The sequence below is a fragment of the Agrobacterium vitis genome (assembly GCF_014926405.1).
In the GTDB taxonomy this organism is placed as follows: domain Bacteria; phylum Pseudomonadota; class Alphaproteobacteria; order Rhizobiales; family Rhizobiaceae; genus Allorhizobium; species Allorhizobium vitis_H.
On the sequence record NZ_JACXXJ020000005.1, the window covers coordinates 1,946,156 to 1,970,764 of the forward strand.

Annotated in this window: 23 protein-coding genes; 11 read left to right on the top strand and 12 right to left on the bottom strand. The window is 58.2% G+C overall.

What is annotated here, in order from left to right; genetic code table 11:
• The first annotated feature begins 54 nt into the window (after positions 1 to 54).
• Entirely contained in the window at positions 55 to 1,962 is a 1,908-nt protein-coding gene (locus IEI95_RS20365) for a HAMP domain-containing methyl-accepting chemotaxis protein (RefSeq protein WP_156534240.1), read from the top strand.
• 72 nt (positions 1,963 to 2,034) lie between these two features.
• Here IEI95_RS20365 and IEI95_RS20370 read toward each other — a convergent pair whose 3' ends face one another.
• The gene (locus IEI95_RS20370; RefSeq protein WP_156534242.1) at positions 2,035 to 2,484 is read right to left on the bottom strand and encodes a DNA polymerase III subunit chi; all 450 of its coding nucleotides are present in this window, start codon (positions 2,482 to 2,484) and stop codon (positions 2,035 to 2,037) included.
• A 14-nt stretch (positions 2,485 to 2,498) separates the two neighbouring features.
• Positions 2,499 to 3,992: a leucyl aminopeptidase gene (locus IEI95_RS20375; protein WP_156534244.1), complete on the bottom strand. Its 1,494-nt coding sequence runs from the start codon at positions 3,990 to 3,992 to the stop codon at positions 2,499 to 2,501.
• Between the two features lie 369 nt (positions 3,993 to 4,361).
• Between IEI95_RS20375 and IEI95_RS20380 the strand changes: the two genes are divergently transcribed.
• The 4 genes from IEI95_RS20380 (at position 4,362) to lptD (ending at position 9,897) form a co-directional block, all read left to right on the top strand.
• Positions 4,362 to 5,168, top strand: coding sequence for a phosphatase PAP2 family protein (locus IEI95_RS20380; protein WP_194416937.1), 807 nt, complete (start codon positions 4,362 to 4,364; stop codon positions 5,166 to 5,168).
• A 126-nt stretch (positions 5,169 to 5,294) separates the two neighbouring features.
• Positions 5,295 to 6,479 carry an LPS export ABC transporter permease LptF gene (lptF, locus tag IEI95_RS20385; RefSeq protein WP_071204681.1) on the top strand — a complete coding sequence of 395 codons (1,185 nt, stop codon included), beginning with the start codon at positions 5,295 to 5,297 and terminating at the stop codon, positions 6,477 to 6,479.
• Positions 6,476 to 7,564, top strand: a complete 1,089-nt coding sequence (gene lptG / locus IEI95_RS20390) for an LPS export ABC transporter permease LptG (RefSeq protein ID WP_156538200.1) — start codon at positions 6,476 to 6,478, stop codon at positions 7,562 to 7,564. Before lptF ends, lptG begins: the two co-directional genes overlap by 4 nt.
• On the top strand, positions 7,564 to 9,897 hold the full coding sequence (lptD, locus tag IEI95_RS20395) for an LPS-assembly protein LptD (protein ID WP_087727686.1): 2,334 nt from the start codon (positions 7,564 to 7,566) through the stop codon (positions 9,895 to 9,897). Before lptG ends, lptD begins: the two co-directional genes overlap by 1 nt.
• Before the next feature lie 233 nt (positions 9,898 to 10,130).
• Here lptD and IEI95_RS20400 read toward each other — a convergent pair whose 3' ends face one another.
• Positions 10,131 to 10,301, bottom strand: coding sequence for a hypothetical protein (locus tag IEI95_RS20400; RefSeq protein WP_156538201.1), 171 nt, complete (start codon positions 10,299 to 10,301; stop codon positions 10,131 to 10,133).
• A 149-nt stretch (positions 10,302 to 10,450) separates the two neighbouring features.
• Between IEI95_RS20400 and IEI95_RS20405 the strand changes: the two genes are divergently transcribed.
• From IEI95_RS20405 to rsmA, 3 genes are read left to right on the top strand one after another with little or no spacing between them, the layout of a single operon-like run.
• A complete protein-coding gene (locus IEI95_RS20405; protein WP_015915525.1) occupies positions 10,451 to 11,398 on the top strand; it encodes a SurA N-terminal domain-containing protein in 948 nt (315 codons plus the stop codon).
• Between the two features lie 8 nt (positions 11,399 to 11,406).
• Positions 11,407 to 12,447, top strand: a complete 1,041-nt coding sequence (gene pdxA / locus IEI95_RS20410) for a 4-hydroxythreonine-4-phosphate dehydrogenase PdxA (protein WP_156534249.1) — start codon at positions 11,407 to 11,409, stop codon at positions 12,445 to 12,447.
• Positions 12,447 to 13,274 carry a 16S rRNA (adenine(1518)-N(6)/adenine(1519)-N(6))-dimethyltransferase RsmA gene (gene rsmA, locus IEI95_RS20415; RefSeq protein WP_156534251.1) on the top strand — a complete coding sequence of 276 codons (828 nt, stop codon included), beginning with the start codon at positions 12,447 to 12,449 and terminating at the stop codon, positions 13,272 to 13,274. Before pdxA ends, rsmA begins: the two co-directional genes overlap by 1 nt.
• A gap of 28 nt (positions 13,275 to 13,302) precedes the next feature.
• Here the strand turns inward: rsmA and IEI95_RS29485 are convergent, their stop codons facing one another.
• The 9 genes from IEI95_RS29485 to fabD all read right to left on the bottom strand — a co-directional run bounded on the left by IEI95_RS29485 (position 13,303) and on the right by fabD (position 21,094).
• On the bottom strand, positions 13,303 to 13,452 hold the full coding sequence (locus IEI95_RS29485; RefSeq protein ID WP_234891061.1) for a hypothetical protein: 150 nt from the start codon (positions 13,450 to 13,452) through the stop codon (positions 13,303 to 13,305).
• 59 nt (positions 13,453 to 13,511) lie between these two features.
• Positions 13,512 to 13,982: a class I SAM-dependent methyltransferase gene (locus IEI95_RS20420; RefSeq protein WP_234891062.1), complete on the bottom strand. Its 471-nt coding sequence runs from the start codon at positions 13,980 to 13,982 to the stop codon at positions 13,512 to 13,514.
• A 68-nt stretch (positions 13,983 to 14,050) separates the two neighbouring features.
• Positions 14,051 to 14,713: a guanylate kinase gene (gmk, locus tag IEI95_RS20425; protein ID WP_156534253.1), complete on the bottom strand. Its 663-nt coding sequence runs from the start codon at positions 14,711 to 14,713 to the stop codon at positions 14,051 to 14,053.
• 3 nt (positions 14,714 to 14,716) lie between these two features.
• The gene (locus tag IEI95_RS20430; RefSeq protein WP_156534255.1) at positions 14,717 to 15,607 is read right to left on the bottom strand and encodes a YicC/YloC family endoribonuclease; all 891 of its coding nucleotides are present in this window, start codon (positions 15,605 to 15,607) and stop codon (positions 14,717 to 14,719) included.
• Between the two features lie 55 nt (positions 15,608 to 15,662).
• Entirely contained in the window at positions 15,663 to 16,907 is a 1,245-nt protein-coding gene (gene mltG, locus IEI95_RS20435) for an endolytic transglycosylase MltG (protein WP_409065471.1), read from the bottom strand.
• 332 nt (positions 16,908 to 17,239) lie between these two features.
• A complete protein-coding gene (fabF, locus tag IEI95_RS20440; RefSeq protein ID WP_015915518.1) occupies positions 17,240 to 18,502 on the bottom strand; it encodes a beta-ketoacyl-ACP synthase II in 1,263 nt (420 codons plus the stop codon).
• Between the two features lie 246 nt (positions 18,503 to 18,748).
• Positions 18,749 to 18,985 (bottom strand): acyl carrier protein, encoded by a 237-nt coding sequence (locus tag IEI95_RS20445; RefSeq protein ID WP_015915517.1) that lies wholly within the window; start codon positions 18,983 to 18,985, stop codon positions 18,749 to 18,751.
• Between the two features lie 295 nt (positions 18,986 to 19,280).
• A complete protein-coding gene (gene fabG / locus IEI95_RS20450) occupies positions 19,281 to 20,018 on the bottom strand; it encodes a 3-oxoacyl-[acyl-carrier-protein] reductase (RefSeq protein WP_015915516.1) in 738 nt (245 codons plus the stop codon).
• Between the two features lie 131 nt (positions 20,019 to 20,149).
• Positions 20,150 to 21,094 (bottom strand): ACP S-malonyltransferase, encoded by a 945-nt coding sequence (gene fabD / locus IEI95_RS20455; RefSeq protein WP_156534257.1) that lies wholly within the window; start codon positions 21,092 to 21,094, stop codon positions 20,150 to 20,152.
• A gap of 207 nt (positions 21,095 to 21,301) precedes the next feature.
• Between fabD and IEI95_RS20460 the strand changes: the two genes are divergently transcribed.
• From IEI95_RS20460 to IEI95_RS20470, 3 genes are all read left to right on the top strand, one after another.
• Entirely contained in the window at positions 21,302 to 22,345 is a 1,044-nt protein-coding gene (locus IEI95_RS20460) for an aldo/keto reductase (RefSeq protein ID WP_156538202.1), read from the top strand.
• 159 nt (positions 22,346 to 22,504) lie between these two features.
• Positions 22,505 to 23,410, top strand: a complete 906-nt coding sequence (locus IEI95_RS20465; protein WP_156534261.1) for an RTX toxin — start codon at positions 22,505 to 22,507, stop codon at positions 23,408 to 23,410.
• A gap of 155 nt (positions 23,411 to 23,565) precedes the next feature.
• The gene (locus IEI95_RS20470; protein WP_234894821.1) at positions 23,566 to 24,609 is read left to right on the top strand and encodes a M4 family metallopeptidase; all 1,044 of its coding nucleotides are present in this window, start codon (positions 23,566 to 23,568) and stop codon (positions 24,607 to 24,609) included.

The window sequence follows — 24,609 nt, forward strand, 5'->3', positions numbered from 1 at the left end:
AGCACGCCGTAGGACAAAGATGATCTTTGCCATCGGCTCAATTGGAATAGTCCAATGCATCTGAATTTCTCGCTAAAGACATCGCTGGCCAGCGCATTTAGCGGCCTGATGTTGCTCCTCCTCCTTCAGGGTTGCTTTGCCCTGTCGTCGATGTCCGGCATTTTCTCCAATGTCGAAGGACTGGCAAAAGACGCCGTTCCGTCGGTTGATATTACCAACCGCCTCAATATTTCACTCGCCAATCTGCGCGGCCTCGAAATGCGCCATATCCTCAGCAAAACGCCACAGGCCATTCAGGAAGCGGACGACGCCCTGAAAACGGAAATGCAGAAGCTGGACAAGCGGATGAAAACCTATGAAACGCTGATCTCGCTGCCTGAAGAGCGCAAGGCCTATGACGCCTTCAAGCTGGCCATGGTTTCTTATGTTACGCTGCACAACCAGATGGTGGCCTATTCGTCCAAAGGTGAAAAGGACCAGGCTGCGGCCTTACTGACCGGAGACATGGTCAGTGCCTATAACGCCATGGACGAACAGGCCGATATCTTCCGGGACGCCAATGTCGATGCGGCTGGCCGCATGTATGAAAATGCAGCATCGGCCTTTCAGCTGTCGCTGCTGCTGAATGGCTTGGTTCTTGCGCTGGGCGCTGTTGCGGGTATCGGGGCGATGATCTTTGTATTCAAGGGCGTTTCCAATCCCATTGAGCGATTGACCCGCGCAATGCGGCGTCTCGCCGATGGCGACCTGAACACCCAAGTGCTCTATCTGGAACGCGGCAACGAAATCGGCGACATGGCCCGGGCGCTCGAGGTGTTCAAACAGAACGGCCTGCGCGTCCAGACGATGAATGCTCAGGAACTGCATATGCGGCAAAAATCCGATGAACTGCGCGACAGTATCGGTGAAGTGGTCGCCGCCGCCGTTGTCGGCGATTTCAGTCAGCGGATCACCCGGGATTTCGATTTCGAAGATCTCAACGCCTTTGCCTCATCGATGAATAAACTGGTGCAGTCCATCGATACCGGCCTTGGCGAGACCCGCCGCATCGTCGCCGCCCTCTCGGATGGTGATCTGACCGACACGATGCGCGGCCAGTTCCATGGCGCGTTTGCCGAGTTGCAGCAGAATGTCAACGGGACGATGTCCGCATTGCGGGGCATTGTCGGCGAAGTGCGCTCCTCCATCGATATGATCAATTCCGGCTCAGGCGAATTGCGGTTTGCCTCGGACGATCTGGCCAAGCGCACCGAGCAACAGGCAGCCACCCTTGAGGAAACCTCCTCCGCATTGGAAGAAATCACCACGGCGGTGCATTCCTCCAATGATCGCGCCCAGCAGACCAGCCGCATGGTGGATGAGGCTCGCCGCAGCACCGAACAATCGGCCTCCGTCGTCCATGACGCCGTCTCGGCCATGGGCCGGATCGAACAAGCGTCCGGCGAAATCGGCAAGATCATCAATGTCATCGACGAGATCGCCTTCCAGACCAACCTGCTGGCGCTGAATGCCGGCGTCGAGGCGGCACGTGCCGGTGAAGCCGGCAAGGGCTTTGCGGTCGTTGCTCAGGAAGTGCGCGAATTGGCGCAACGCTCCGCAGGTGCTGCCAAGGACATCAAGTCGCTGATCACCAAATCGGGCGAGGAAGTCAATGCAGGCGTGCGGCTCGTTACCGCCACCGGCGATGCACTCTCCAAGATCCGCGATCATGTGGTGGATATCAACGCGCAGGTGCATCAGATCGCCAATGCCGCCAAGGAACAATCCTTCAAGCTGCAAGAGGTCAATTCTGCCGTCAGCCAGATGGACCAGGTCACTCAACGCAATGCCGCCATGGTGGAAGAAACCACTGCGAGCACCAACCAACTGGCCGATGACGCCCAGAACCTCGCCCGGCTGATCTCGCATTTCAAGCTGGAAACTGGCGGGGCGCGCCAGACGCCACAGCATCGGGCGGCATGAACTGTAACACTTTATATCATTGACGCGGGCGACCGCGTCAATGTTTCGTTTCAGGCGTGAAACGACATCATATTAAGCCTTCTTTTCCCAGCGGCCCTGGTTGTTCTGCTGCCAATAGGTGAGCACGTGGCCCTCGCCTTTCAGCCGTTTCCATTCGCCTCTCGCCGTTTCCAGTTCGCCCTGATCATGACCGTCGAAGACGAAGACGATCCGGTCATAGACAAGCGGCAGATCCGGCACGGCGCCATCTATATAAAAGCGCACTGTCGCCCCATTGGGATTGTCAGACGACAGGCAGAGAAGGATCGGTTGTGCCTCTGCCTGCTCGCTGGTGCTGATGCCATGCGCCAGAAAACTGTCGTCGCGAAAGGTCCATAAATGCTGATCCAGCCGGTCGCACCGCTCCGGATCACGCATTTCTACGCCAACCTTCCAGCCGCGCTCGACGCTTTTTTCCAAAAGCGCCGGAAGCGCATCTTCCAACTGGGTCTCGGTCAGGTGATAGAACAATACCTCGGTCAAGGCCGGGCTATCCCTTACGCTTCATAGGCATCGCGCACCAGCTGGTCGAGCAGGCGCACACCAAAGCCCGACGCCCAGGACTGGTTGATCTCGTCCTTCGGAGAAGCCATCGCCGTACCGGCAATGTCGAGATGCGCCCAGGGCGTGTCGCCGACAAAGCGCTTCAGGAACTGCGCCGCCGTGATCGAACCACCATACCGGCCACCAGTATTTTTCATATCGGCGAATTTGCTATCGATCAGCTTGTCGTAATCCTTGCCGAGCGGCATGCGCCACAGGCGCTCATTGGTGGAGAGGCCCGCCTTCAGCAGGTTTTCGGCCAGCGTGTCATCATTCGAAAACAGCCCGGCATGCAGATTGGCAAGCGCCACCAGGATGGCGCCAGTCAGCGTCGCCAGATTGATCATAAAGGCAGGCTTGAAACGGTCGTTGCAATACCAGAGCGCGTCGCACAGCACGAGACGCCCTTCGGCATCGGTATTGATCACCTCGATGGTCTGGCCGGACATCGAGGTGACGATATCGCCGGGGCGCTGGGCATTGCCATCAGGCATGTTTTCGACAAGGCCGAGAATGCCGATAGCATTGACCTTGGCCTTGCGGGCCGCCAGCGTATGCATCAAACCGATGACGGCGGCAGCACCGCCCATGTCACCCTTCATGTCTTCCATGCCGCCCGCCGGCTTGATGGAAATGCCGCCGGTGTCGAACACCACGCCCTTGCCGATGAAGGCAATCGGCTGTCCACCCGGCGCGCCACCTTTCCACTGCATGACAGCAAGGCGCGGTGGGCGGACCGAGCCCTGGGCGACGCCCAGAAGCGCGCCCATGCCGAGGCTGGCCATTTCGGTTTCGGTGAGGATTTCCACCTCGACGCCTAGCGCTTCCAGCGCCTTGGCGCGGTCGGCAAATTCCACCGGACCCAGCACATTGGCTGGCAGGTTGACGAGGTTGCGCGCCAGAAGAACACCATCGACAACAGCCCTGCCCTCAGCGGCAAACAACCGTTCCGCAGCGTCGGCCACAGCGGTTACCAGGGTGATCTGGACGGCGGACGGCGCCTTATCGTCATCGTCTTTCTTCTTCGTCTTGTAATCGTCGAAGGAATAGGCGCGCAGCAGCATGCCAATGGCAAAATCACGCACGCCCTGCGCCGTCACCGCCAACCCGTCCGCATCGAGGAAAATTGTTGCTGTCTCCGAGCCTTTCAGATTGGCAGCAGCCACACCGCCCAGCCGCAACCAGTCATGATCGACAAGATCGGCGGCCTTGCCAGTCCCGATGACGATCAGCCGATCCGCCGGCGAACTGGTGGGCGCGAGAATGTCGAGAACCGACATGGCCTTGGCCTTGAACTTCGCCGTTGCGGCTGCCTTCGCGAAAATTCCGGACGGATCGACCGTGGCCGCCCCGGCTGGCAACGTCGCTTCAGCCTCCTTCAGGCTGAGGACCAGGCCCGCCTCGATTAAGGCGGATGGGGCAAAGGAAATTTCCAGCTTCATCGACATGGCTTACTCCGGCACTGTATGTTTAATCGCGATTGTCACGATTTGCTCTGGGCGCCGATCATGTCGGTTTTGCGCATGATTGCAACAGGGCTCGCCTCCTTGTCCTCATGCCTTCTCCTCACTCCGGATCAAAGACGCGCTTTGCCAACGCCGCCCCTGTCGCCATCGATCACAAACCCACATCCCCCAACAGACCCTAATTTGGCCGTTCCCGACCCGTGAATACAGTAAAGATTTGTAATGCGTGGCCTGCCTGCAACTGGTCTTTGTCTTATAACATCTATAAGCATTCGCTATGATGCAAATCAGCACCGGGGCGAACGAGGACCGGGGCAAGCCCGAGTTGTGACGAGCCTCAAGAGTTTGACGATGAAGACCAGTGCCCGCAAACCCCAGCTGACCGTCACGGATATATTTGGACGGCACTGTCGTATTCCCGATCTCACCCGGTCCTCCTTTACGACCGCCGCCTTGCTATCCACCGTCTGGGTAATGCTGCTGGTGGTGTTCTATTCAGCGCCCGGCTTCGATATCGCGGTGTCTGAAGTGTTCTTTCGCGCCGGCAATTGCACAGCGCATGAGGCAAACACGATCTGCGGCGGCTTTCCCATTTCGCGCGAGCCAGTCCTGAAGGCGATCAGGCAAATCCTGTTCTACATGCCGCATGTGGTGGGCGTCGGCGTGCTGGTGGCGCTGATCGTCAAGCTGTGTCAGCCGCGCGCCGCCTGGCAGCAGGAACAAATCGTCAAGCTGGTTCTGTCGCTGCTGGCAACGGCCATTGGACCCTATCTGCTGGTCAATGTGTTTCTGAAGGACATGTCCGGCCGGCCACGCCCCAATCAGACCGTGTTCTTCGGCGGACCCTATGGGTTTGAACCGGCGGGCAATTTTGCCGGTGCCTGCGACCAGAACTGTTCCTTCATTTCCGGCGAAGCCGCCGGGGCAGGCTGGATCATCTGCATCGTTCCCCTGCTGCCAGCCACCTGGCGCCGGCGCATCGGCTGGCCGCTGGTCTTCGCGTCGTTTGCCTCGCCCCTGCTGCGGTTGGCCTTCGGAGCACATTACCTGTCCGACGTGGTTCTGGGCTGGCTGTCTTCCCCTGTTATCTTTGCCATCGTCTTTGCAGTGGCAAACGGCTGCGGGCTTTTGCGGGCCAGAAACCAGCCCCATCTTTAAATGAGGCACGTAAATCTGCCTGTTGCCGAGAAGCATCATTAAAAAGTCCTGCACAGATGATTGAAGCATCGGCTCTTGTGTTTTGCCCTGACGATGGGCAAATAGGCGCTATTGGCAGGATCCGGCATGAAGCTTCTTGAGTCCTATATATTGCGGCGTGTCGCGCAGATGTTCCTGACGGCACTTCTGCCCGTGCTGGCGATCATCTGGACAACACAGGTCCTGGCACGCATCAATCTCGTGACCGATACCGGACAGTCGATCGGCTCTTTTGCCACGCTCGCCACCCTCATCCTGCCCACCATCATTCCCATCGTCATGCCGTTTGCGCTGGTTATTGGCATTACGCAGAGCCTGACGGCGATGAACAACGATTCCGAGCTGGCCGTCATCGACGCCGCCGGCGCGTCTCGCGCGGTCATTCTGCGACCGATCCTGCTGTTTGCACTGGCCATCAGCGTCATAACGCTTGTGATCACCAATGAAGTGCAACCAAAGGTGAAAGTGGCGGCGCGTCAGATGATCGCCAATGCCTATGCTGACCTTCTATCGACGGTGATCGAGGAAAAAACCTTCCGCAAGGTGGAAGACGGCCTTTATGTGCAAATTTCCCAGCGGCTGGCGGGACGCGTGCTGAAAGGCCTGTTCGTCGCCGATTACCGCGACCCGGCCTATTCGCTGATCTATTATGCCCGCGAAGGCGCGGTGGATGAGACCGGGACCGCGTTGATCATGCATGACGGCGAGGTTCAGCGCAAAGCACCGGGTGGCACGGTTTCAATCGTTCGCTTTGATTCCTATGCCTTCGACCTGTCCGACCTGACGGAAACCCGTGGCAAGGCAAAGATGCGGCCGAGCGACCGCAGCCTGAGCTTCCTGCTCAATCCGGATACGAATGACGACGATTACAAGGATCACCCAGGCGAATACCGGGCGGAACTGCATAAGCGCATGACCGAATGGCTCCTGCCCTTTGCTTTCGCGCTGATTTCACTGGCCATCGCCGGCGATGCACGCTCCCACCGAGAGGCACGGCTGCATCCTATGGTCTCGGCATTGACCCTTGCGCTTGTTCTGCGCTGGCTGACATTCTATGCCGCCAACAAGTCCGAATCGAATGCCGCCTTCATCGTGTTGATGTATGCGACACCCCTCGCCAGCGCGGCGATTGCCACCCTGATGCTGATGCGGCAGAAGAAATCGCAATTGCCAGCACCCTTGCGTCGTATGATCGACACGACACGGTTGGCCTTTCAGCGGCGCTTTACCTCCAATAGCGCCAATGGCCAGGACAATGGAGGCAGCGCATGATGCTCAACACGCTCAGTCGCTATTTTCTCAAGCGCTATGCGATCACCGTGTTCTGGTTCGTGATTGGCGTCGCAGCGATCATTTTCCTGATCGACTTCAGCGAGGTCAGTGGCCGGTTCTCCGACAACGAACAATCCTCGCTGTTTGGCGTCTTCCTGCTGACGCTGATGCGCTTGCCGCTGCTGCTCCAGCAAACCGTACCCTTCATCGCATTGTTTTCCGGGATGGTGACCCTGATCACCCTGAACAGGCGCTCCGAATTGGTGATTGCGCGTGCCGCAGGCATTTCCGTCTGGCAGTTCATGTTCCCCTTCCTGCTGGGCGCTTTCCTGCTCGGCTGCGCCACATCCCTGCTGATCAATCCGCTTGCCGCTCTCGGACAGAAACAGGCTGCGACACTGGAGGCCGAATACAGCGACCCCGGCAAGGCCAGCAACAATAAGAACTCCGTGCCGTGGATGCGCCAGATCACCGGCAAGGAAGACACGATCATCGGCGCGACCTCGGTTCTGGAAGACGGCACGCTGCTGATGCAGGCGGTGTTCATCCACTTCGACGGCCAGGGCCGAATCACCTCCCGTCAGGATGCACGCACAGCGAAGTTGCAAGATGGTTACTGGTTGCTTAAGGATGTCGTAGAGACCAAGCCTGGCGAAACACCCAGGCGGGAGACATCGGCACAAGTTAGCACCAATTTGAAACAGGAATTTGTACAGGAGCGTCTCGCACAGCCGGATACTGTTGCTTTTTATGAACTTTCTCAGAAAATCGCAGTTGCCAAATCCTATGGCGTCTCAACGAAGAATTTGGAAACGCAGTTTCACACGCTGCTCTCCACTCCCTTCCTTTTCGTTGCGATGACTCTGATTGCTGCAACTGTTTCTCTCAAATTCAGCCGGTTCAACCAGTCACGTTCCGTGATTCTGGGTGGAATCATTTCGGGCTTCGTGCTTTATGTGGCGACAGTGCTCGTGAAGGCGTTCGGAAGCAGTGGCGTTGTGCCTCCGTTCGTTGCGACCTGGGTTCCTGTCATTGTTGCGACAGCGCTCGGGGCGACGATCCTGCTTCATCAGGAGGATGGTTAGTGGCGGCAATTGACCGCGGAAATATAAAACGGCTTTTCACAGCCCTGCTGGCAGGCGTCGCCTTTAGTGCGACCCTCGTTCCTGTGCCTTTTGCCTATGCGCAGACGGCCTCCAGCAATGGTTTGGTGTCACCGAAAATTCCCGCCGATGCGAAGCTCATGCTCGCAGCGAATGAAATGACATATGATAAGGACGCCCAGAAGGTGACTGCGGTCGGCGGCGTCCAGATCAATTACGCCGGCTACCAGATGGTATCCAAGCGCGTCGAATACGACCAGAAGACCGGTCGGATGATGGCCTATGGCAATATCGAACTGATAGAGCCTGATGGTAACCGCATCTATGCCGACAAGATGGACGTCACCGACGACTTCGCCAATGGCTTCGTCAACAGCCTGCGGGTGGAGACGACGGATAATACCCGCATCGCCGCCCAGAAGGGCGAACGGGTCAACGGCGACCAGATGATCCTCTACAAGGGTGTCTACACCGCCTGTCTGCCTTGCGCGCAGCAGGGCCGTGCGCCCTTCTGGCAGATCAAGGCGGAACGAGTCATTCAAAATGGCAAGACCCACACGATCCGCCTGGAAAACGCGCGCTTCCAGCTGTTCGGCAAATCGATTGCGCTGATCCCGTCAATCGAGGTTCCCGACAATACCGTCAAGCGTAAATCGGGCTTCCTGTTTCCCGAATTCAGCACGACTCAGAAACTCGGGTTTGGGGTTATTGTTCCCTATTACTGGGCCATTTCCCCGCAGACCGACGCCACGATCAAACTGGGTGGGTTTACCAGCCAGGGTGTGTTGCTCGATACAGAAGTGCGCCATCAGTTCGAGGATGGATTGGCGACGCTGCGCTTTGCTGGCATCGACCAGTTAAACCCAGGCAAGTTCGACAGCGGCACCACGGATGCCGAGAAGGACTTCCGCGGCATGGTCGGCTCGACCGGCAAATTCGATATCAATCCCCGCTGGAGCTTCGGCTGGGATGTGATGCTGGAGAGCGACAACAACTTCGCACGCACCTACGACCTGGAAGGTTTCAACCAGAAAACCCATACCAATCAGGTCTATCTGACCGGTCTTGGGGATCGTAATTCCTTCGACATGCGCGCCTATTACTTCGACATCCAGGATGCCGACAGCAAGGATGTCGCCGAGCGCAAGCAGCCGATTGTCACCCCAACCATCGACTATAGCTATTATGCGCCGGAACCGTTCATGGGCGGAGAATTGTCGGCAACCGTCAACTTCACGGCCCTGACGCGCTATAACAGCGATATTCTCAACCTGAACAATGGCAACGAACGCTTCAGCGGACTGAAGGGCAATACGACCCGCCTGACCGGTGAAGTGGAATGGAAGCGCACCTTCGATACACCGCAGGGCGTGTTGCTGACACCTATCCTTGCCGCGCGTGGCGATGCCTTTGGCAATAACATGGACGCACCAGGGTCCAGCTATTCCGGCAATTACAACGACACAACAGGCGTGACCCGTTCGATGGTGACGGCTGGACTTGAGGTTCGCTATCCGTGGCTGCTCAGCGCGCCGGGCAGCACGCATGTGATCGAGCCGATTGGCCAGATCTTTGTCCGACCCGACGAGCAACAGGCGGGCCGACTTACGAATGAGGATGCGCAAAGCTTCGTCTTCGATGCCAGCAACCTGTTTGAGCGCGACAAGTTCTCCGGCTATGACCGGGTTGAAGGCGGCACGCGTGCCAATGTCGGCCTGCGCTATACCGGCTCGTTCGACAGCGGTTATACATTGCGCAGTATCTTCGGGCAGTCCTACCAACTGGCCGGCAAAAACTCCTTTGCCTCCTCGGATCTGGTCTATGCCGGCAACGAATCGGGTCTGGAAACCGCAGTGTCCGATTATGTCGGCATGGTCGGGCTGGATACGCCTTACGGCATATCCACCTCGGTCAATGCGCGGTTCGATGAAAAGACCTTTGAGGTCGCGCGGACGGATTCGGCCATCGGTTATCACAACGACCAACTGCAAACGAATTTCATCTACACCCAGATCGCGGCACAGCCTAATTACGGCTATGATTACGACCGCGAAGAGATACAGAACGCCAGCTCGGTCAAGATTGGCGATTTCTGGTCGGTCTTCGGTTCGATTACTTGGGATGTGAAGAAGGACAATATCAACCGCTATGGCATCGGCGTGTCCTATGCCGACGATTGCACGATCTTCTCCATCGTTTACAAGAACAAGGACGATGACGAATCCGCCAATGACTGGTCCATCGGCGCCCGACTGACATTCCGCACCTTGGGCGATGTCAAAGTAGGCGATACCGACGTCACCGGGTTTAATTGATCTGTCTCGCCTTTTAAAAGCCCGCTGTTTTCCCTGGAAAGCGGCGGGCCACGTTCCTATTGATCCAAAATATCAATAGCACCGTGCGGAGACTGGATTCGGCACGATGCTATTGGTTTTTATTTTCGCATCGGATTTTTCAAGATCCGGTTCGCGGCTTTTCGGTCTGATGCCGTAGAACAGATGTGTTTTTATAAGAAACGCTGCCGCACGATTGGTTGACGCGCCGTTTCTTATGGAAAAGCCATTGTTTCGCCGCAGGGTTTGTGCAATCGATCCTGCAATAAAGCATTTTCAGCAAAAGTGCGGTGCGGCTTTGTGGTGTAAATGCCTGAAAGTAAAAAGGGAGCATTCTGCGGTTCACTTTGAAGCGGGAATTCTCCAATATGCTGTGCCTGCTGCATAATTATTTGAATCAATGCCGATTTAAGAAATTATGCAGCAGAGTTTACCGGGAAAAAACATGCGTGTTTTTAACGGTAGACCCTGAACACGATCATTCAGAGGGTGCCGCGCGCCATTGGATCGCTGCGGCATGGGAAAAGGACAGGTGATGACCTTGAGCAATAAAACTTTGCGCGCCGCTGTTGTTGCAACGGTGGCTTTGGTTTGCGTGACAGGCTTTGCGCCAGCAACGGTCACTCCAGCTCTGGCCGATACCGGCGTGGCTGTCGTCGTCAATAAAACCGCGATTACCAATACCGATTTGGCACGGCGGATTGCCTTCCTGAAACTTCGCCATGAGACAGGTGACGTTGCTAAAAAGGCCCGTCAGGAGTTGATTGACGAGCAGCTGAAACGCCAGGAAATCGCCCGGGTCGGAATGTCCGTCAGCACCATGGATGTCGACCAGGCTTTTGGGCGGTTCGCCGCTTCCAATAAGCTGTCGACGCAGCAGATGGGCCAGATCCTTGACAAGGCCGGTGTCGGCGTCGAGCACTTCAAAGCCTATATTGCCGTGCAGATGAGTTGGCCGCGACTGGTAAACGCACGCTATGCGTCCCGCTCGAAGATGAGCAACCAGGACATGGTTACCCGTCTGCTTGAAAACAAGCAGAAGCCGGTGACGACGGAATATACCTTGAAACAGGTTATTTTCGTTGTTCCCGTCGCCAAACGCGCCACCTTGACGGCCAAGCGCAAGGCAGAGGCCGAAGCGTCCCGCGCCAAGTTTCCCGGCTGCGACCAGGCGATGGATTTTGCCAAAAACTACCTCGACGTCTCGATCCGCGACCTCGGTCGGGTGATGAAGCCTGAATTGCCTGACGACTGGAAGCCTTTGATCGAGGGCGCGAACGGCACCACCACAGGCACGCGCGTCACCGAACGCGGAATTGAATATCTGGCGATCTGCAATCAGAAGCAGGTCTCCGACGATCTGGCCGCCGAAGCGGTTTTCAAGGCCGAAGATATCGGCAAGGAAGACAAGTCCAAGGGCGATCCGAACTCCGAAAAATACCTGACCGAACTGCGCTCCAAGGCCCAGATCATCAATCGTTGAGCATCATCATGTCGGATACCAGCCAGCGTCTTCCCCTCGCCTTGACCCAAGGCGATCCAGCGGGGATAGGCCCGGATATCGCCTTGGTGGCATGGACGAAGCGCAAGGCGCTTGACCTGCCGCCATTCCTGTTTCTGGGCGATCCAGCCGTGCTGAAAAGCCGTGCCAGACTGCTGGGGCTGGACATTCCCTTCAAGGAAACAGGGGCAGAGGATGCGACAGAGGTTTTCGAAACCGCGTTTCCGGTTCTGCCGATCCCTGTTGGTATCGATGTCGTGGCTGGCGAGCCGCATGTTGCAACCGCGCGCTCGACGATAGCCGCCATTGAAATGGCGGTCGATCTTTGCCTGAAAGGCCAGGCTGGTGCGGTCGTGACCAATCCCGTCGCCAAATCCGTGCTCTATGAGGGCGGATTTGGTTTTCCAGGTCATACCGAGTTTTTGGCCGCTCTTGCCGAAAAGGCCACAGGCCACCCGGTCATGCCCGTGATGATGCTGGCCGGAGCGCAATTGCGGGCAATTCCCGTCACAATCCACATGCCGCTAAGCGCGGTGGCGCCAGCGCTGAGCGAAGAGCTGATCATTCGCACCTGTCGCATCACCCATGCCGACCTGCGCGACAAATTCGGCATTGCCGAGCCTCGGCTCGCCGTTGCCGGGCTCAATCCGCATGCTGGCGAAGGCGGCGCGATGGGCCGCGAAGACGAAGAGATCATCGCACCGGCTCTCAAAATCCTCCGCGCGGAAGGAATCGACGCTTTCGGGCCGCTGCCTGCCGACACCATGTTTCATGAGGAAGCGCGCCGCCGCTACGATGTCGCTGTCTGCATGTATCACGATCAGGCGCTGATACCGGTGAAGACCCTGGACTTCGACGGTTCGGTCAACGTCACCCTCGGCCTACCCTTCGTGCGCACCTCGCCCGACCATGGCACCGCGTTCGGCCTCGCCGGCCAGGGTATTGCCCGTGAAAACAGCTTGGTCGCAGCGCTACGCCTGGCGGTGGATATCAGCCGCAAGGCCGCCCTCACCCACGCATTGGCCGTCTGATGGCCGCTCTGGACGGATTGCCGCCGCTGCGCGACGTTATCCAGCGCCATGGGCTGGATGCAAAGAAAGCACTCGGCCAGAATTTTCTGCTGGACCTCAATATCACCCAGAAAGTCGCCCGCACCGCCGGTGACCTGACGAATGCGACGGTATTCGAGGTCGGCCCAGGCCCAGGCGGTCTGACACGGGCCTTGCTGGCGCTGGGCGCCAAGAAGGTTATCGCCATAGAGCGCGACAACCGCTGCCTGCCGGCGCTGGCCGAGATTTCCGACCATTATCCGGGCCGCCTTGAGGTGATTGAGGGCGATGCGCTGAAGACCGATTTTGAAGCTATGGCCCCGGATGGTCCGGTGAAAATCGTCGCCAACTTGCCCTATAATGTCGGCACGCAATTGTTGATCAACTGGCTGATGCCACGCCAATGGCCGCCCTTCTGGGACTCGTTGACGCTGATGTTCCAGAAGGAAGTCGGCCAGCGTATCGTGGCGCAAGCCGATGACGACCATTATGGCCGTCTCGGTGTACTCTGCGGCTGGCGGACCGAGGCGCATATGGCGTTCGACCTATCACCACAGGCCTTCACACCACCGCCGAAAGTGACATCCACAGTGGTGCATCTGACGCCGCGCCCTGCCCCCATTCCGTGCGAGATCGCCAAGCTGGAAAAACTGACCCAGGCCGCTTTTGGCCAGCGGCGCAAGATGTTGCGTGCAAGCCTGAAGCCCCTGGGTGGTGAAGCGCTTCTGAACCGCGCCGAAATCGATGCATCGCGCCGGGCAGAAACCCTGTCGGTCGAGGAATTCTGCCGGATTGCCAATCTGCTGTAGCCACTACTCAATCAAACGTGAGAACCTATCACGCCTTCGGGACGCGCAGGGTAAACAGGGCGACCCGGCCATTTCGGCGCACGTCCACATCCTGAAAATGCGCACTGAGCGTCTCCGTAAGGCCCTCCTGCGTGTCGTGGCGATTGCCGAAAACACCCTTCGCATTGTAGACCGCCATCAGTCGTCGGCCATAGTGGTTATGGCCAGCGCTCTCGCCGAGGATTGTCGCCCCGTATATCACCCCGCCAGGTTCCAGATAGGGCGACAGATGGGCGATGGAAGCTGACTTTTCCGCCATGCTGCCCGGCAGGCAGTGATAGAGATAGAACAGCGAAATTGACGAAAAACGGCAATCCGACGGCAGCGGCGCGGTCGCATCACGTCACCGACATAGGTGCTACACGGTCGGCCCAAAGACCGGCCCAGGCGCGCCTGCGCCGCCTTCAGGCTGTTCGGGTTGAGGTCGAGCAGGCTGACCTTCTGATGCGGGCCGATCCCCGCCTCCGCAAGGTAATAGCCCGTGCCAACGCCGACATCGAGATGATTGTCACTGAGATGCGCCTTGAAGAACGGGAGTAGCACCTTGCGGGTCGGGCATGTCCAAGCGAAGCGGTTGGAAAAACCGAGCACGACGAGATCATAAAGCTTCAGGGTCAGCGGCGAATAGATCGCCGCACCCGAGCTGCTATCGAGACCATTCTCCGCCATTGGCATCTCTCTCCTCATGCCACCAGGAATAGGCTATTTGGTTCGAACCCTCCAGTCCTGACCCTATATTAAAGCTTTGGCTCTTCCGTAATCAGGTTATTTACGAAATCGAACAGGCCCGGGCGGCGATCGCGACGCAGGCGCTCGGCCTTGACGATTGACTGCACAGCATCGAAGGCCGAATTCAGGTCGTCATTGACGATGACATAGTCATATTCACGCCAATGCTCGATCTCGGAGCGGGAATTGGCCAGCCGCGTCTGGATCACCTCTTCGGAATCCTCGGCGCGGCGGTGCAGGCGAGATTGCAGCTCGGTCATGGTCGGCGGCAGGATGAAGACCGAGACGACATCGGCGGCCATTTTCTCCTGCAATTGCTGGGCACCCTGCCAGTCGATGTCGAACAGCATGTCACGCCCCTCCGACATCGCCACCTCGACCGGCTCGCGCGGTGTACCGTAGAAATTGCCATGCACTTCCGCCGACTCCAGCAGAGCATCCGAGGCCTTGAGTCGTTCGAATTCGCGCTGCGAAATGAAATGGTAATGCACGCCCTCGATTTCACTCGGACGGCGCTGGCGCGTGGTGACGCTGACCGACATGCCGATCTGCTTGTCGATATCCATCAGCGTGCGCGAAATGGTCGATTTACCCGCCCCCGAGGGTGAGGAAATCACCAGCATCAGGCCGCGCCTGGGAATAGTGGCGTTTTTGGACGCTGCGATGGACATGTTTCACTCCAGATTTTGGACCTGCTCGCGGAACTGGTCGATGACGACCTTCAATTCGATCCCGGCAGCGGTCACCGCGGCGGAATTGGACTTAGAGCAGATGGTATTCGATTCGCGATTAAATTCCTGCGCCAGAAAATCGAGCTTGCGCCCGACCGGTCCGCCAGCGCGCAGCAGGGTCCGGGCCGCAGCCACATGCGCCTTCAGCCGGTCGATCTCCTCGCGCAGATCGGCCTTGGTGGCCATCAAGGCCGCCTCTGCATAGAGCCTGTCCTTGTCAAGAACAGGTGCGGACGCCAGCAGCGCGCTAATCTGCGTGGCCAGCCGCCGAGCGATCTCGTCCGGGCTGCGGGATGGATCAGCCTCGATGACCAAGGCCAGTCCCTCGATTTCATCGATATGTGCGAGCAGGACAGACTGCAAGGCAAGGCCCTCGTGCGACCGCATCTCAGCAAGTGCGGCGACGGCAGTTTCCAGTTCGCCCAGCAGCATTCGCCGCCGTGCGGCCAGTTGGGTGCCGTCCTCCTGCGCCTCGCGCAGATCGACAAGGCCACGGATGGACAGAAGCGTATCGAGCGACAATGGTTCGGCAGAGACGATGCCCGGACCCAATTGAGTGCGCAGCTCTAGCACAGCATCGAGGGCATCGCGGTTGACCACCGCTTCCATTCGGTTGTCGCTGGCAGTCAGGCTCAGGCCAACCTGCACATTGCCGCGAGACAGCTGCAAGGCGACCGCTGCCTTGACCTCAGTTTCCATGTCTTCCAGGCCCGGCGGCAGGCGAAGCCGCACATCCAGCCCCTTGCCATTGACCGACCGCAGCTCCCAGGCAAAACGATAGCGGCCGATCTGACCTTCATTGCGGGCGAACCCGGTCATCGATTGCAATGTCATCGTGTGTCTTCCATCGCAGCTACGTTTGACCGGTCATCCGGCCAGCCGCGTCACGTTATTTTTTCTTCGCCGGCTTTGGAGCCTGATCAGGATCCGCTTCGGGCTGGCCATCGACGGCCTGGCCAGGATCTGCACCCCGATCCGCCTCCAGCTTGCGCCAACGTCTGACATTGGCATTATGCTCATCCAGGGTCGATGCAAAGACGTGACCGCCAGTGCCATCTGCGACGAAATACAGATCGGAGGTGCGCCAGGGATTGGCAACCGCCTCCAGCGCCGCGCGGCCTGGATTGGCAATCGGTCCCGGCGGCAGGCCCTTGATCACATAGGTATTATAGGGCGTCTGCTTCTGCAGGTCCGACTGGTAGATCGGCCGGTCGGCAGGTTTGCCGTCACCGCCGAACAACCCGTAAACGATGGTCGGGTCCGATTGCAGCCGCATACCCTTCTGCAGCCGGTTGAGGAACACCGAGGCCACATGGGCCCGCTCGTCATCCTTGCCGGTTTCCTTTTCGACAATGGAGGCCAGAACCACGAATTGCTCCTTGGTCTTCAAGGACAGGTCGGGAGAGCGATTGGCCCAGATCTGATCGACAAGACGTTTCTGTCCGTCGAGCATCTGGTCGACGACCTCCTGCCGCTTGGTGCCACGGGTGAATTTATAGGTATCCGGGCGCAGGCTTCCCTCTGGCGGCAGCGCCTTGGGTAGATCGCCTTCCAGCGTCTCATCCTTGGCCAGCCGGTCGAACATCTGCTTGACCGTCAGACCCTCCGGCAGCGTCACCGAATAGAGAATGGATTTGCCCGACCGCAGCAGCTCGAGAATATCCTTCATCGAGGCGCCGGCCTTGATCTCGTATTCGCCAGCCTTCAACGTATCGCCGTCATGCAGATAGGTCGATGTCATGTAACGGAAAATCCGCGCATCGGAAATCATGCCATTGCGCTCAAGGCTGGTGGAGATCTCGGAGACGCCCGCGCCGTTGCGAACCAGAAAATTGGCGTTGGTCGGGAGCGGACCGGGGTCCTGAAACGCAGAGACCACGTAATAGAAGGCAGCAACTGCGGCAATGCAGGCAAAGACCAGCAAGGTCATCACGAAATTCAGGAACACCACCACCTGGCTGCGCGCACGTCGCGAACGACGCGGCGGTTGCGGCACCCGCTCCGGCCTCAGGGCTTCCGAGGGCGATTTGGGGATGAAAGGCCCTTTTGCCGCCTGGTTTTGATTTTGGGGCTGCTGTTCGCCACCATTGCTGGAACGGTTGGCTTCCTGGTCGACGCGATCGCTCACCGGCACTCCTCTTCTGTTCGGTCATGGTGCTTTTGGGCAAGCATTACGGCAAAAGCGGGTTCCGGAGACATGTCTTCCGGCGTTGTAGCGACGGCAGGGGTTGAAACCAGACCTTCAAGCCCATCCTCTGCCCTTACCACGAAACAGCATCGGCCCGGCAGATTTTCATACTCTACCCCTGCCTTTCAGAAAAGGCAGGGGATCTATTTTTCCGACTGGTCGGGATTGAGAGCATGACCAAGGCTTGAATCACAGAAGCACAAGCGTTTGGCCCGTCGCTCTCGAAGCTGCCGTTAGTCTTTTCGGGAAAACCGGTCTCCGCTTTTCCTAAGGCAAGTCTAGCCTTCGAAGCGGCGCAGCACCAGCGATGCATTGGTGCCGCCGAACCCGAAGGAATTCGACAGGGCCACACGCACATCACGCTTGCGGGCCTGATGTGGCACCAGGTCGATGGCGCTGTCCACATCCGGCGTATCGAGATTCAACGTCGGTGGAACGATGCCGTCCCGAATGGCAAGCGCCGAGAAGATGGCTTCGACCGCACCGGCTGCTCCCAGAAGATGGCCGATGGCCGATTTGGTCGAGGACATCGAAATCTTCGAGGCCGAAGCACCGACCAGCCGCTCGACAGCGCCAAGCTCGATCGTATCTGCCATGGTCGATGTGCCATGGGCGTTGATATAGTCGATATCGGCAGCGGTCATCCCAGCGCGCTTCAGTGCCATGGTCATGCAGCGGAATGCACCGTCGCCATCTTCCGCAGGCGCGGTGATATGGAATGCATCGCCGGACAGGCCGTAGCCTACCACTTCCGCATAGATCTTGGCACCACGCGCCTTGGCATGTTCCAACTCCTCAAGCACCACGATCCCGGCACCCTCGCCCATCACGAAACCGTCGCGGTCTCTGTCATAGGGGCGCGAGGCCTTTTGCGGATCGTCGTTATGCTGGGTAGACAGGGCCTTGCAGGCGGCAAAACCGGCCAGCGAAATCCGGCTGATCGGCGATTCGGCCCCACCAGCCACCATCACATCGGCATCGCCGAAAGCGATGAAGCGGCTGGCGTCACCGATGGCATGGGCGCCCGTCGAACAGGCGGTGACCACGGAGTGGTTTGGACCGCGCAGCTTGTGGCGGATCGAAACATGACCGGAGGCCAGATTGATCAGACGGCCAGGAATGAAGAAGGGAGAAATGCGGCGCGGACCCTTGTCGCGCAGCGTATAGCCGGCTTCGACAATGCCTTCGATGCCGCCGATGCCCGAGCCGATCAGCACGCCGGTGGCGATCTGATCCTCATCGGTCTGGGGTTTCCAGTCGGCATCGGCCAATGCCATTTCAGCAGCGGCCATCGCATAGACGATAAACGGATCGACCTTGCGCTGTTCCTTCGGCTCCATCCAGTCATCGGCATTGAATGTGCCGTCTGTACCGTCGCCAAAAGGAAGGCGGCAAGCGATCTTGGCCGGAAGATCCTCGACCTCGAATTCGGTTACCTTGCGGGCAGCGTTCTGGCCGGCAAGAAGCCGCGTCCAGGTGACGTCCGTACCGCAGCCAAGAGGAGATACCATGCCGGTACCGGTGATAACGACACGTCTCATTCGCCCGTTCACCCCACTCAAACAATCAAATGCTAACGCATGCCTCCCTCAATCCGCCTCGATTGAAGGTGAAAACATGCAACGGATTAGAGATTTCCAGCCCGATTGCCCGTCATCCAGGATGAGGTACGACTGTGAAACCTGAAAACAACGTCAAAACAAACAGGACCGCAGGTGCATGTGTTTTGCTTGCAGGTCCTTTGAAGGGGGCGGACAGGTGCCCGCCCCTCTCAGGAAGATCAAGGATCAAGCCTGAGCCTTTTCGATGAACTTGACAGCATCGCCAACCGTGAGGATGGAGTCAGCTGCATCGTCGGGGATCTCGACGCCGAATTCTTCTTCGAACGCCATGACCAGTTCGACCGTGTCGAGCGAGTCTGCACCGAGATCGTCGATGAAGCTTGCGCCTTCAACGACCTTGTCGGCTTCAACGCCCAGATGGTCAATAACAATTTTCTTTACGCGTTCTGCGATATCGCTCATGTCGGTTTCCTCGACCTCTAATATAAAAGGGAATGCCGTGATGACGTTCCCACCCTGTTTTGCGCCCGCGGGTCCGAAGACGTCGCCGGCATTTGCGTTGAACCCGCTCTGCACACGTTCGTTCCGTGCTCACGGTCAGGCGCAAGACCTTCCATTTCGTGGCCATTTTCTGGCCATTTCCGGGACGACTGCTCACAGTCCCCGCCCGATTAACATGGTTTAAGTCTGCCGGAAAGCCCGAAAATCGATGCCCTCTGGTTGTTCCCAGACCAATTAACCGGGTTTTGGCTTGTCTTCAGATCATTGCCATGCCGCCATTCACATGCAGTGTCTGGCCGGTGACATAGCTCGCTTCCGAAGAGGCCAGGTAGAGAACGGCAGACGCAATCTCGGCTCCCGTTCCCATGCGTTTCATGGGGATTGCCCCCATAATGGTGTCTTTCTGCTTATCGTTCAGCTTGCCAGTCATGGCGCTTTCGATAAAGCCCGGTGCAATGCAGTTGACCGTGACGTTGCGCGCGGCAATTTCCTGGGCCAGCGACTTGGAAAAGCCGATCATGCCAGCCTTGGAGGCACAGTAATTGGCCTGGCCGGGATTGCCGGTCACGCCGACAATCGACGTGATGTTGATGATCCGGCCATAGCGGCGGCGCATCATCGGATGGGTCAGTTCCCGCGTCAGGCGGAATGTCGAGGTCAGATTGACCTCCAGCACGCTGTCCCAATCGGCATCCGACATGCGCACGAACAGGCCGTCCTTGGTGATACCGGCATTGTTGACGAGAATGTCGACGCCTTCCAGTTCTGCTTCGGCCTTTTCGCCCAGTGCCTTCACTTCATCGCGGTCGGCGAGATTGGCGGGAAAAATCTTCACACGCTCGCCGAGATCGGCGGCCAGCGCCTCCAGCTTTTCGACGCGGGTGCCATGCAGACCGACGATTGCGCCTTGCGCATGCAGCATGCGGGCGATTTCCTCGCCAATGCCGCCGGTTGCGCCGGTTACCAGGGCCTTGCGGCCGGTCAAATCGAACATGTTCAATCCTCGTTGCTTGAAACCCGGTTCCGCCCTGCGAAACGCCAGCCTCATGTTAGAAACTTCTGCATTGTGCATTCATAAGCGACCGGCATAAGCTACCAGCCCCGGCAGGCCGCAAACCGGATGGCTTAAGACATCAACGCGGTCAGGGCCGCTTCGATATCAGCTGGCGAACCGACCGCCGTGCCGGTGATATTCTTGTCGATGCGCCGCACCAGGCCGCTCAGCACCTTGCCAGCGCCAATCTCATAGAGAACCGAGACGGCATTGTGGCTGAACCACTCCACCGTTTCACGCCAGCGCACCTGCCCCGTCACCTGCTCCACCAACAGGCGGCGGATCTCGTTCGGGTCGCTCACCGGAACGGCGACGACATTGGCGATCAACGGCACAATAGGTGCTTTCATCTCGACAGTCGCCAGGGCCTGCGCCATCGCATCGGCTGCCGGTCCCATCAATGTCGAGTGGAACGGCGCCGAGACCGGCAACATGATGGCACGCTTGGCGCCTTTTTCCGTCGCAAGCACTGATGCCTTTTCCACGGCAGCCTTCGCGCCGGAAATCACCAGCTGGCCGCCGCCATTGTCATTGGCGATCTGCACCGGGCCGTCGCTGCTGGCCGCCTTGCAGACCTTTTCGACATCGCCATGCTCCAGACCGATAATTGCCGCCATGGCGCCAGCCCCAACCGGAACTGCGGCCTGCATGGCATTGCCACGAATGCGCAACAGGCGAGCGGTATCGGCAAGGCTGAAGGTGCCGGCGGCACAGAGCGCCGAATATTCACCAAGCGAGTGGCCCGCGACATAGGACACTTTGCGCGCCAACGAAAAACCACGCGCTTCCATGACCCGCAGCACCGCGATGGACACAGCCATCAGCGCCGGCTGGGCATTGGCCGTCAGGGTCAGATCCTCAGCGGACCCGTTCCACATCACGTCCGACAGTTTCTGGCCGAGTGCATCGTCAACTTCGTCAAAAACCGTGCGGGCTTCCGGAAAAGCCTCAGCCAGATCCTTGCCCATTCCGACGACCTGGCTGCCCTGGCCCGGAAATGTAAATGCGACACCCATGCGGTACTCCCTGCTAATTTCCTTCTCCAATTCACAAACTATCCTGGAGAGTCAACCCTTCGAGGCCGTATCGACGCCTCAACCCCGGTGAAGTCACAGGCTTTGGAGGTGCATTGGCGGGTCTTGCGGATCGGAAAATTCCCTCTACATTCCGCCTCGATCCCTCCCTGCTCGCAAAGAGCTTTTTCAAAACCTGGACCATAGACCATGAAATATAACAGGCTTGGCCGCACGGATATTTCCGTCTCCTCAATCTGCCTCGGCACCATGACCTGGGGAAGCCAGAATACCAAGGAAGACGCCTTCGCACAAATGGACTATGCCCTTGATAAGGGTGTCAATTTCTTCGATACCGCAGAGCTTTATCCCACCACGCCGCTCTCTGCCGAAACCTATACGGATACCGAAAAACTGATCGGCCTGTGGTTTGAAAAAACCGGAAAGCGTAAGGATGTGGTGCTGGCAACCAAGGTTGCAGGCGCGGGTCGACCCTATATCCGCGGTGGTGCACCGATCACTGCCGACACGATCCGCGAGGCGGTCGATGCCAGCCTGATGCGGCTGAAAACCGATTATATCGACCTCTATCAAATTCATTGGCCCAATCGCGGTCATTATCATTTCCGTGGTGTCTGGGGCTATGATCCATCCAACCAGAACCGCGCCCAGGTGCTGGCCGAAATCACCGAAAAGCTTGAGGCGCTCCAGGATTGCGTCACCGCTGGCAAGATCCTCGCCATCGGCCTGTCGAACGAAACCACCTGGGGCACTCAGAAATTTCTATCGATTGCCGAAGAAAAAGGCCTGCCTCGCGTCGCCAGCGTGCAGAACGAATATAACCTGCTTTACCGTCCGCATGATCTCGACATGGCGGAACTGTCCCACCACGAACAGGTCGGGCTGCTGTCCTACTCGCCGCTGGCTGGCGGCATCCTGAGCGGCAAATATCTTGATGGCGCAAAGCCCGCCGGATCGCGCGGCTCGATCAATGGTGACATCGGCGGTCGCCTCACACCGCATCAGGAACCCGCTACCCGCGCCTATCTGGATCTGGCGAAACAGCATGGCCTCGACCCGTCGCAAATGGCGCTGGCCTTCTGCCTGACCCGCCCGTTCATGGCCTCGGTCATTATTGGCGCGACCAGCATGGAGCAACTGAAAACCAATATCGGTGCTGCGGACGTCACCCTGTCCGACGAAGTGATGAAGGGCATTGCTGCGATTTATCGGCAATATCCCATGCCGATCTGACAGCTTTTTGGCGAGCCAAGAATAACCATAGGGGTGGGAGATATCCCGCCCTTTTTTTAACCCTTTGCTCACCGCATTTGCAGGCAAAAGTAGCTTTACCTATCTTTATATATAAGTGTGCTCTTATCTTGTGGCTCGTACCGGGCACGGAGAGCGGACATGAGCAGCATCAACAGTTTCTATCGCGACCCAAATGCCGTCGCCTATGCAAGCCAGCTGTTTTCCGGCAACAGCGCGGCCAAACCCACAACAACGACAAACACTGGCCATAGCCAATCTGATCGTGGCACAGTCTCCGACAGCGCCGGGCAACGGGCACTGGCCCGCATCATCGAAATTCTCAGCCTTGGCGATGGCGGCAGCGCCGACCAGGCGGATGTCAGTGAAAGCCTTGGCTATGTTACCAGCGTTACCGGCACGGAGGGCAATGACAGCCTGACCTTTACCGGCCGCGGCGTCTATCAGGTCGAGACCGGCAATGGCGACGACAGCCTGGTGGCCAAAAGCGCCGCCATAGCAGGAATTGCACTTGGCGAGGGCAAGGACAGCCTGAAGGCCAGCGCCACCCTGCTCTCGGAGATCGACGGCGGAGCCGGTGATGACGATATCCAGTTAACCGGATCGCTGATCATGGCGGTAACGGGCGGCGACGGGAACGACACGATCAAAGCCTCCGGCGACACGCTTGCCAATATTGATGGCGGTGCTGGCGACGATACGATGTATCTCGAAGGCAGCCGCATTTTCGCCTCCGGCGGAACAGGCAATGATACGGTGACCATCCACCAAAAACCCGGCAGCAATAGCGTGGCCGAATATGCCTTTGCCGCTGGCGATGGTCAGGACAGCGTGACCACGGATGGGCCACTCTCTCTTCGATTGGGCGGATTTCAGCAGAGCGATATCACTGTCACCGCTGGCACCAATAGCCTGATCCTGACCTTTGCAGGGTCGTCCGACAAGATGACCGTGACCTTTGACGGCGCGGCGGCCAAAGGCTCCACGCCGAGCTTTGCATTTGCCAATCAGGATGGCCACCTGACTCTCCAGATCAAATCGGCCTGATCGTTTCTCCCAAAAACCGCATGATGTTCTTGGCTCGCCTGCAACTTTGTCTGCGAGGCATGGAACCTGCTGGTGCCTTGATCGTTTTCCCGAATAAATTTTAACGACACTTTATACTCCCCTCGGTGGAAATCTGATCAATCATGGAGGTTGCCATGTGCCGCTATTGCCAAATCATTCCCGAAAAAGTGCTGATCGCCCTATCCCATGACCAGGATTTTCCTGCTGCCGTCCGCGAGCGGTTGCAGGAAACAATGCATCACGACCATCAACTGCGCCAGTTTCGAGACAGCGCCCGGCAACTGACCATCGCCAAGCGGCCTTTTCGGGCGTTTTCCGTGACCGTGGCCCAGGCACCGGACATCCCTGTTTATACCTGCAATAACGGCATGACCCTTCCCGGCGTACAGATCGTCAATCCCGGTTCATCAAAGGATGCCCAGGTGAAGACCACATTCGACACCACGAGCGGGGTCGAGGAATTCTTCAGCAGCGTCTTCAAGCGCAATTCCATCGACGGCAATGGCATGACCATCCTGTCGTCGGTCCATTACGGCAGGGATTACAACAACGCCTTCTGGAACGGCTCGCAAATGGCCTACGGCGATGGCGACGGGGAAATTTTCACCCCGTTTTGTGAGAGCGCCGATGTGGTCGGCCATGAACTGACCCATGGCATCACCCAATATACCCTGGGCCTCGACTATGAAAACCAGCCGGGCGGGCTGAATGAGAGCTTGTCGGATGTGTTCGGCAGCATGTTCAAGCAATGGACGAAAGGCCAGAGTGCCGATGAGGCCGATTGGCTGATCGGCAATGACATTCTCGGCCCGACAGCCCGGCAGAAATATACTTGCCTGCGCGACATGGCCAATCCTGACGCATCCCATTGCATGGCCGACCAGATCAGCCATTTCAGCGATTATCGCGATGGCATGGACCCACACGAGAGCAGCGGCATCGCCAACCGCGCCTTTTATCTGGCCGCCACCCGCATCGGCGGCAAAAGCTGGGACAAGGCCGGACAGATATGGTATGATGCACTCATAAAGAATGGCAGCAACCCGGACATGACCATGGCGGAATTTGCCGATGCGACCCGGGCCGGAGCTGCCAGGCTTTATCCAGGAGATGGACCGCTCGCAGAGGTGCTCGATACCGCGTGGAGCGAAGTGGGTTTGCAAAGTGCTTCGGTCTGA

Bases quoted from the DNA above. Each gene is read 5' to 3' on its own strand.
- IEI95_RS20365 (WP_156534240.1), top strand. From the start codon at position 55: ATGCATCTGAATTTCTCGCTAAAGACATCGCTGGCCAGCGCATTTAGC.
- IEI95_RS20375 (WP_156534244.1), bottom strand. From the start codon at position 3,992: ATGTCGATGAAGCTGGAAATTTCCTTTGCCCCATCCGCCTTAATCGAG.
- IEI95_RS20380 (WP_194416937.1), top strand. From the start codon at position 4,362: ATGAAGACCAGTGCCCGCAAACCCCAGCTGACCGTCACGGATATATTT.
- lptF (WP_071204681.1), top strand. From the start codon at position 5,295: ATGAAGCTTCTTGAGTCCTATATATTGCGGCGTGTCGCGCAGATGTTC.
- lptG (WP_156538200.1), top strand. From the start codon at position 6,476: ATGATGCTCAACACGCTCAGTCGCTATTTTCTCAAGCGCTATGCGATC.
- IEI95_RS20400 (WP_156538201.1), bottom strand. From the start codon at position 10,301: ATGCAGCAGGCACAGCATATTGGAGAATTCCCGCTTCAAAGTGAACCG.
- IEI95_RS20405 (WP_015915525.1), top strand. From the start codon at position 10,451: ATGACCTTGAGCAATAAAACTTTGCGCGCCGCTGTTGTTGCAACGGTG.
- pdxA (WP_156534249.1), top strand. From the start codon at position 11,407: ATGTCGGATACCAGCCAGCGTCTTCCCCTCGCCTTGACCCAAGGCGAT.
- rsmA (WP_156534251.1), top strand. From the start codon at position 12,447: ATGGCCGCTCTGGACGGATTGCCGCCGCTGCGCGACGTTATCCAGCGC.
- IEI95_RS29485 (WP_234891061.1), bottom strand. From the start codon at position 13,452: ATGGCGGTCTACAATGCGAAGGGTGTTTTCGGCAATCGCCACGACACG.
- IEI95_RS20420 (WP_234891062.1), bottom strand. From the start codon at position 13,982: ATGGCGGAGAATGGTCTCGATAGCAGCTCGGGTGCGGCGATCTATTCG.
- gmk (WP_156534253.1), bottom strand. From the start codon at position 14,713: ATGTCCATCGCAGCGTCCAAAAACGCCACTATTCCCAGGCGCGGCCTG.
- IEI95_RS20430 (WP_156534255.1), bottom strand. From the start codon at position 15,607: ATGACATTGCAATCGATGACCGGGTTCGCCCGCAATGAAGGTCAGATC.
- fabF (WP_015915518.1), bottom strand. From the start codon at position 18,502: ATGAGACGTGTCGTTATCACCGGTACCGGCATGGTATCTCCTCTTGGC.
- IEI95_RS20445 (WP_015915517.1), bottom strand. From the start codon at position 18,985: ATGAGCGATATCGCAGAACGCGTAAAGAAAATTGTTATTGACCATCTG.
- fabG (WP_015915516.1), bottom strand. From the start codon at position 20,018: ATGTTCGATTTGACCGGCCGCAAGGCCCTGGTAACCGGCGCAACCGGC.
- fabD (WP_156534257.1), bottom strand. From the start codon at position 21,094: ATGGGTGTCGCATTTACATTTCCGGGCCAGGGCAGCCAGGTCGTCGGA.
- IEI95_RS20460 (WP_156538202.1), top strand. From the start codon at position 21,302: ATGAAATATAACAGGCTTGGCCGCACGGATATTTCCGTCTCCTCAATC.
- IEI95_RS20465 (WP_156534261.1), top strand. From the start codon at position 22,505: ATGAGCAGCATCAACAGTTTCTATCGCGACCCAAATGCCGTCGCCTAT.
- IEI95_RS20470 (WP_234894821.1), top strand. From the start codon at position 23,566: ATGTGCCGCTATTGCCAAATCATTCCCGAAAAAGTGCTGATCGCCCTA.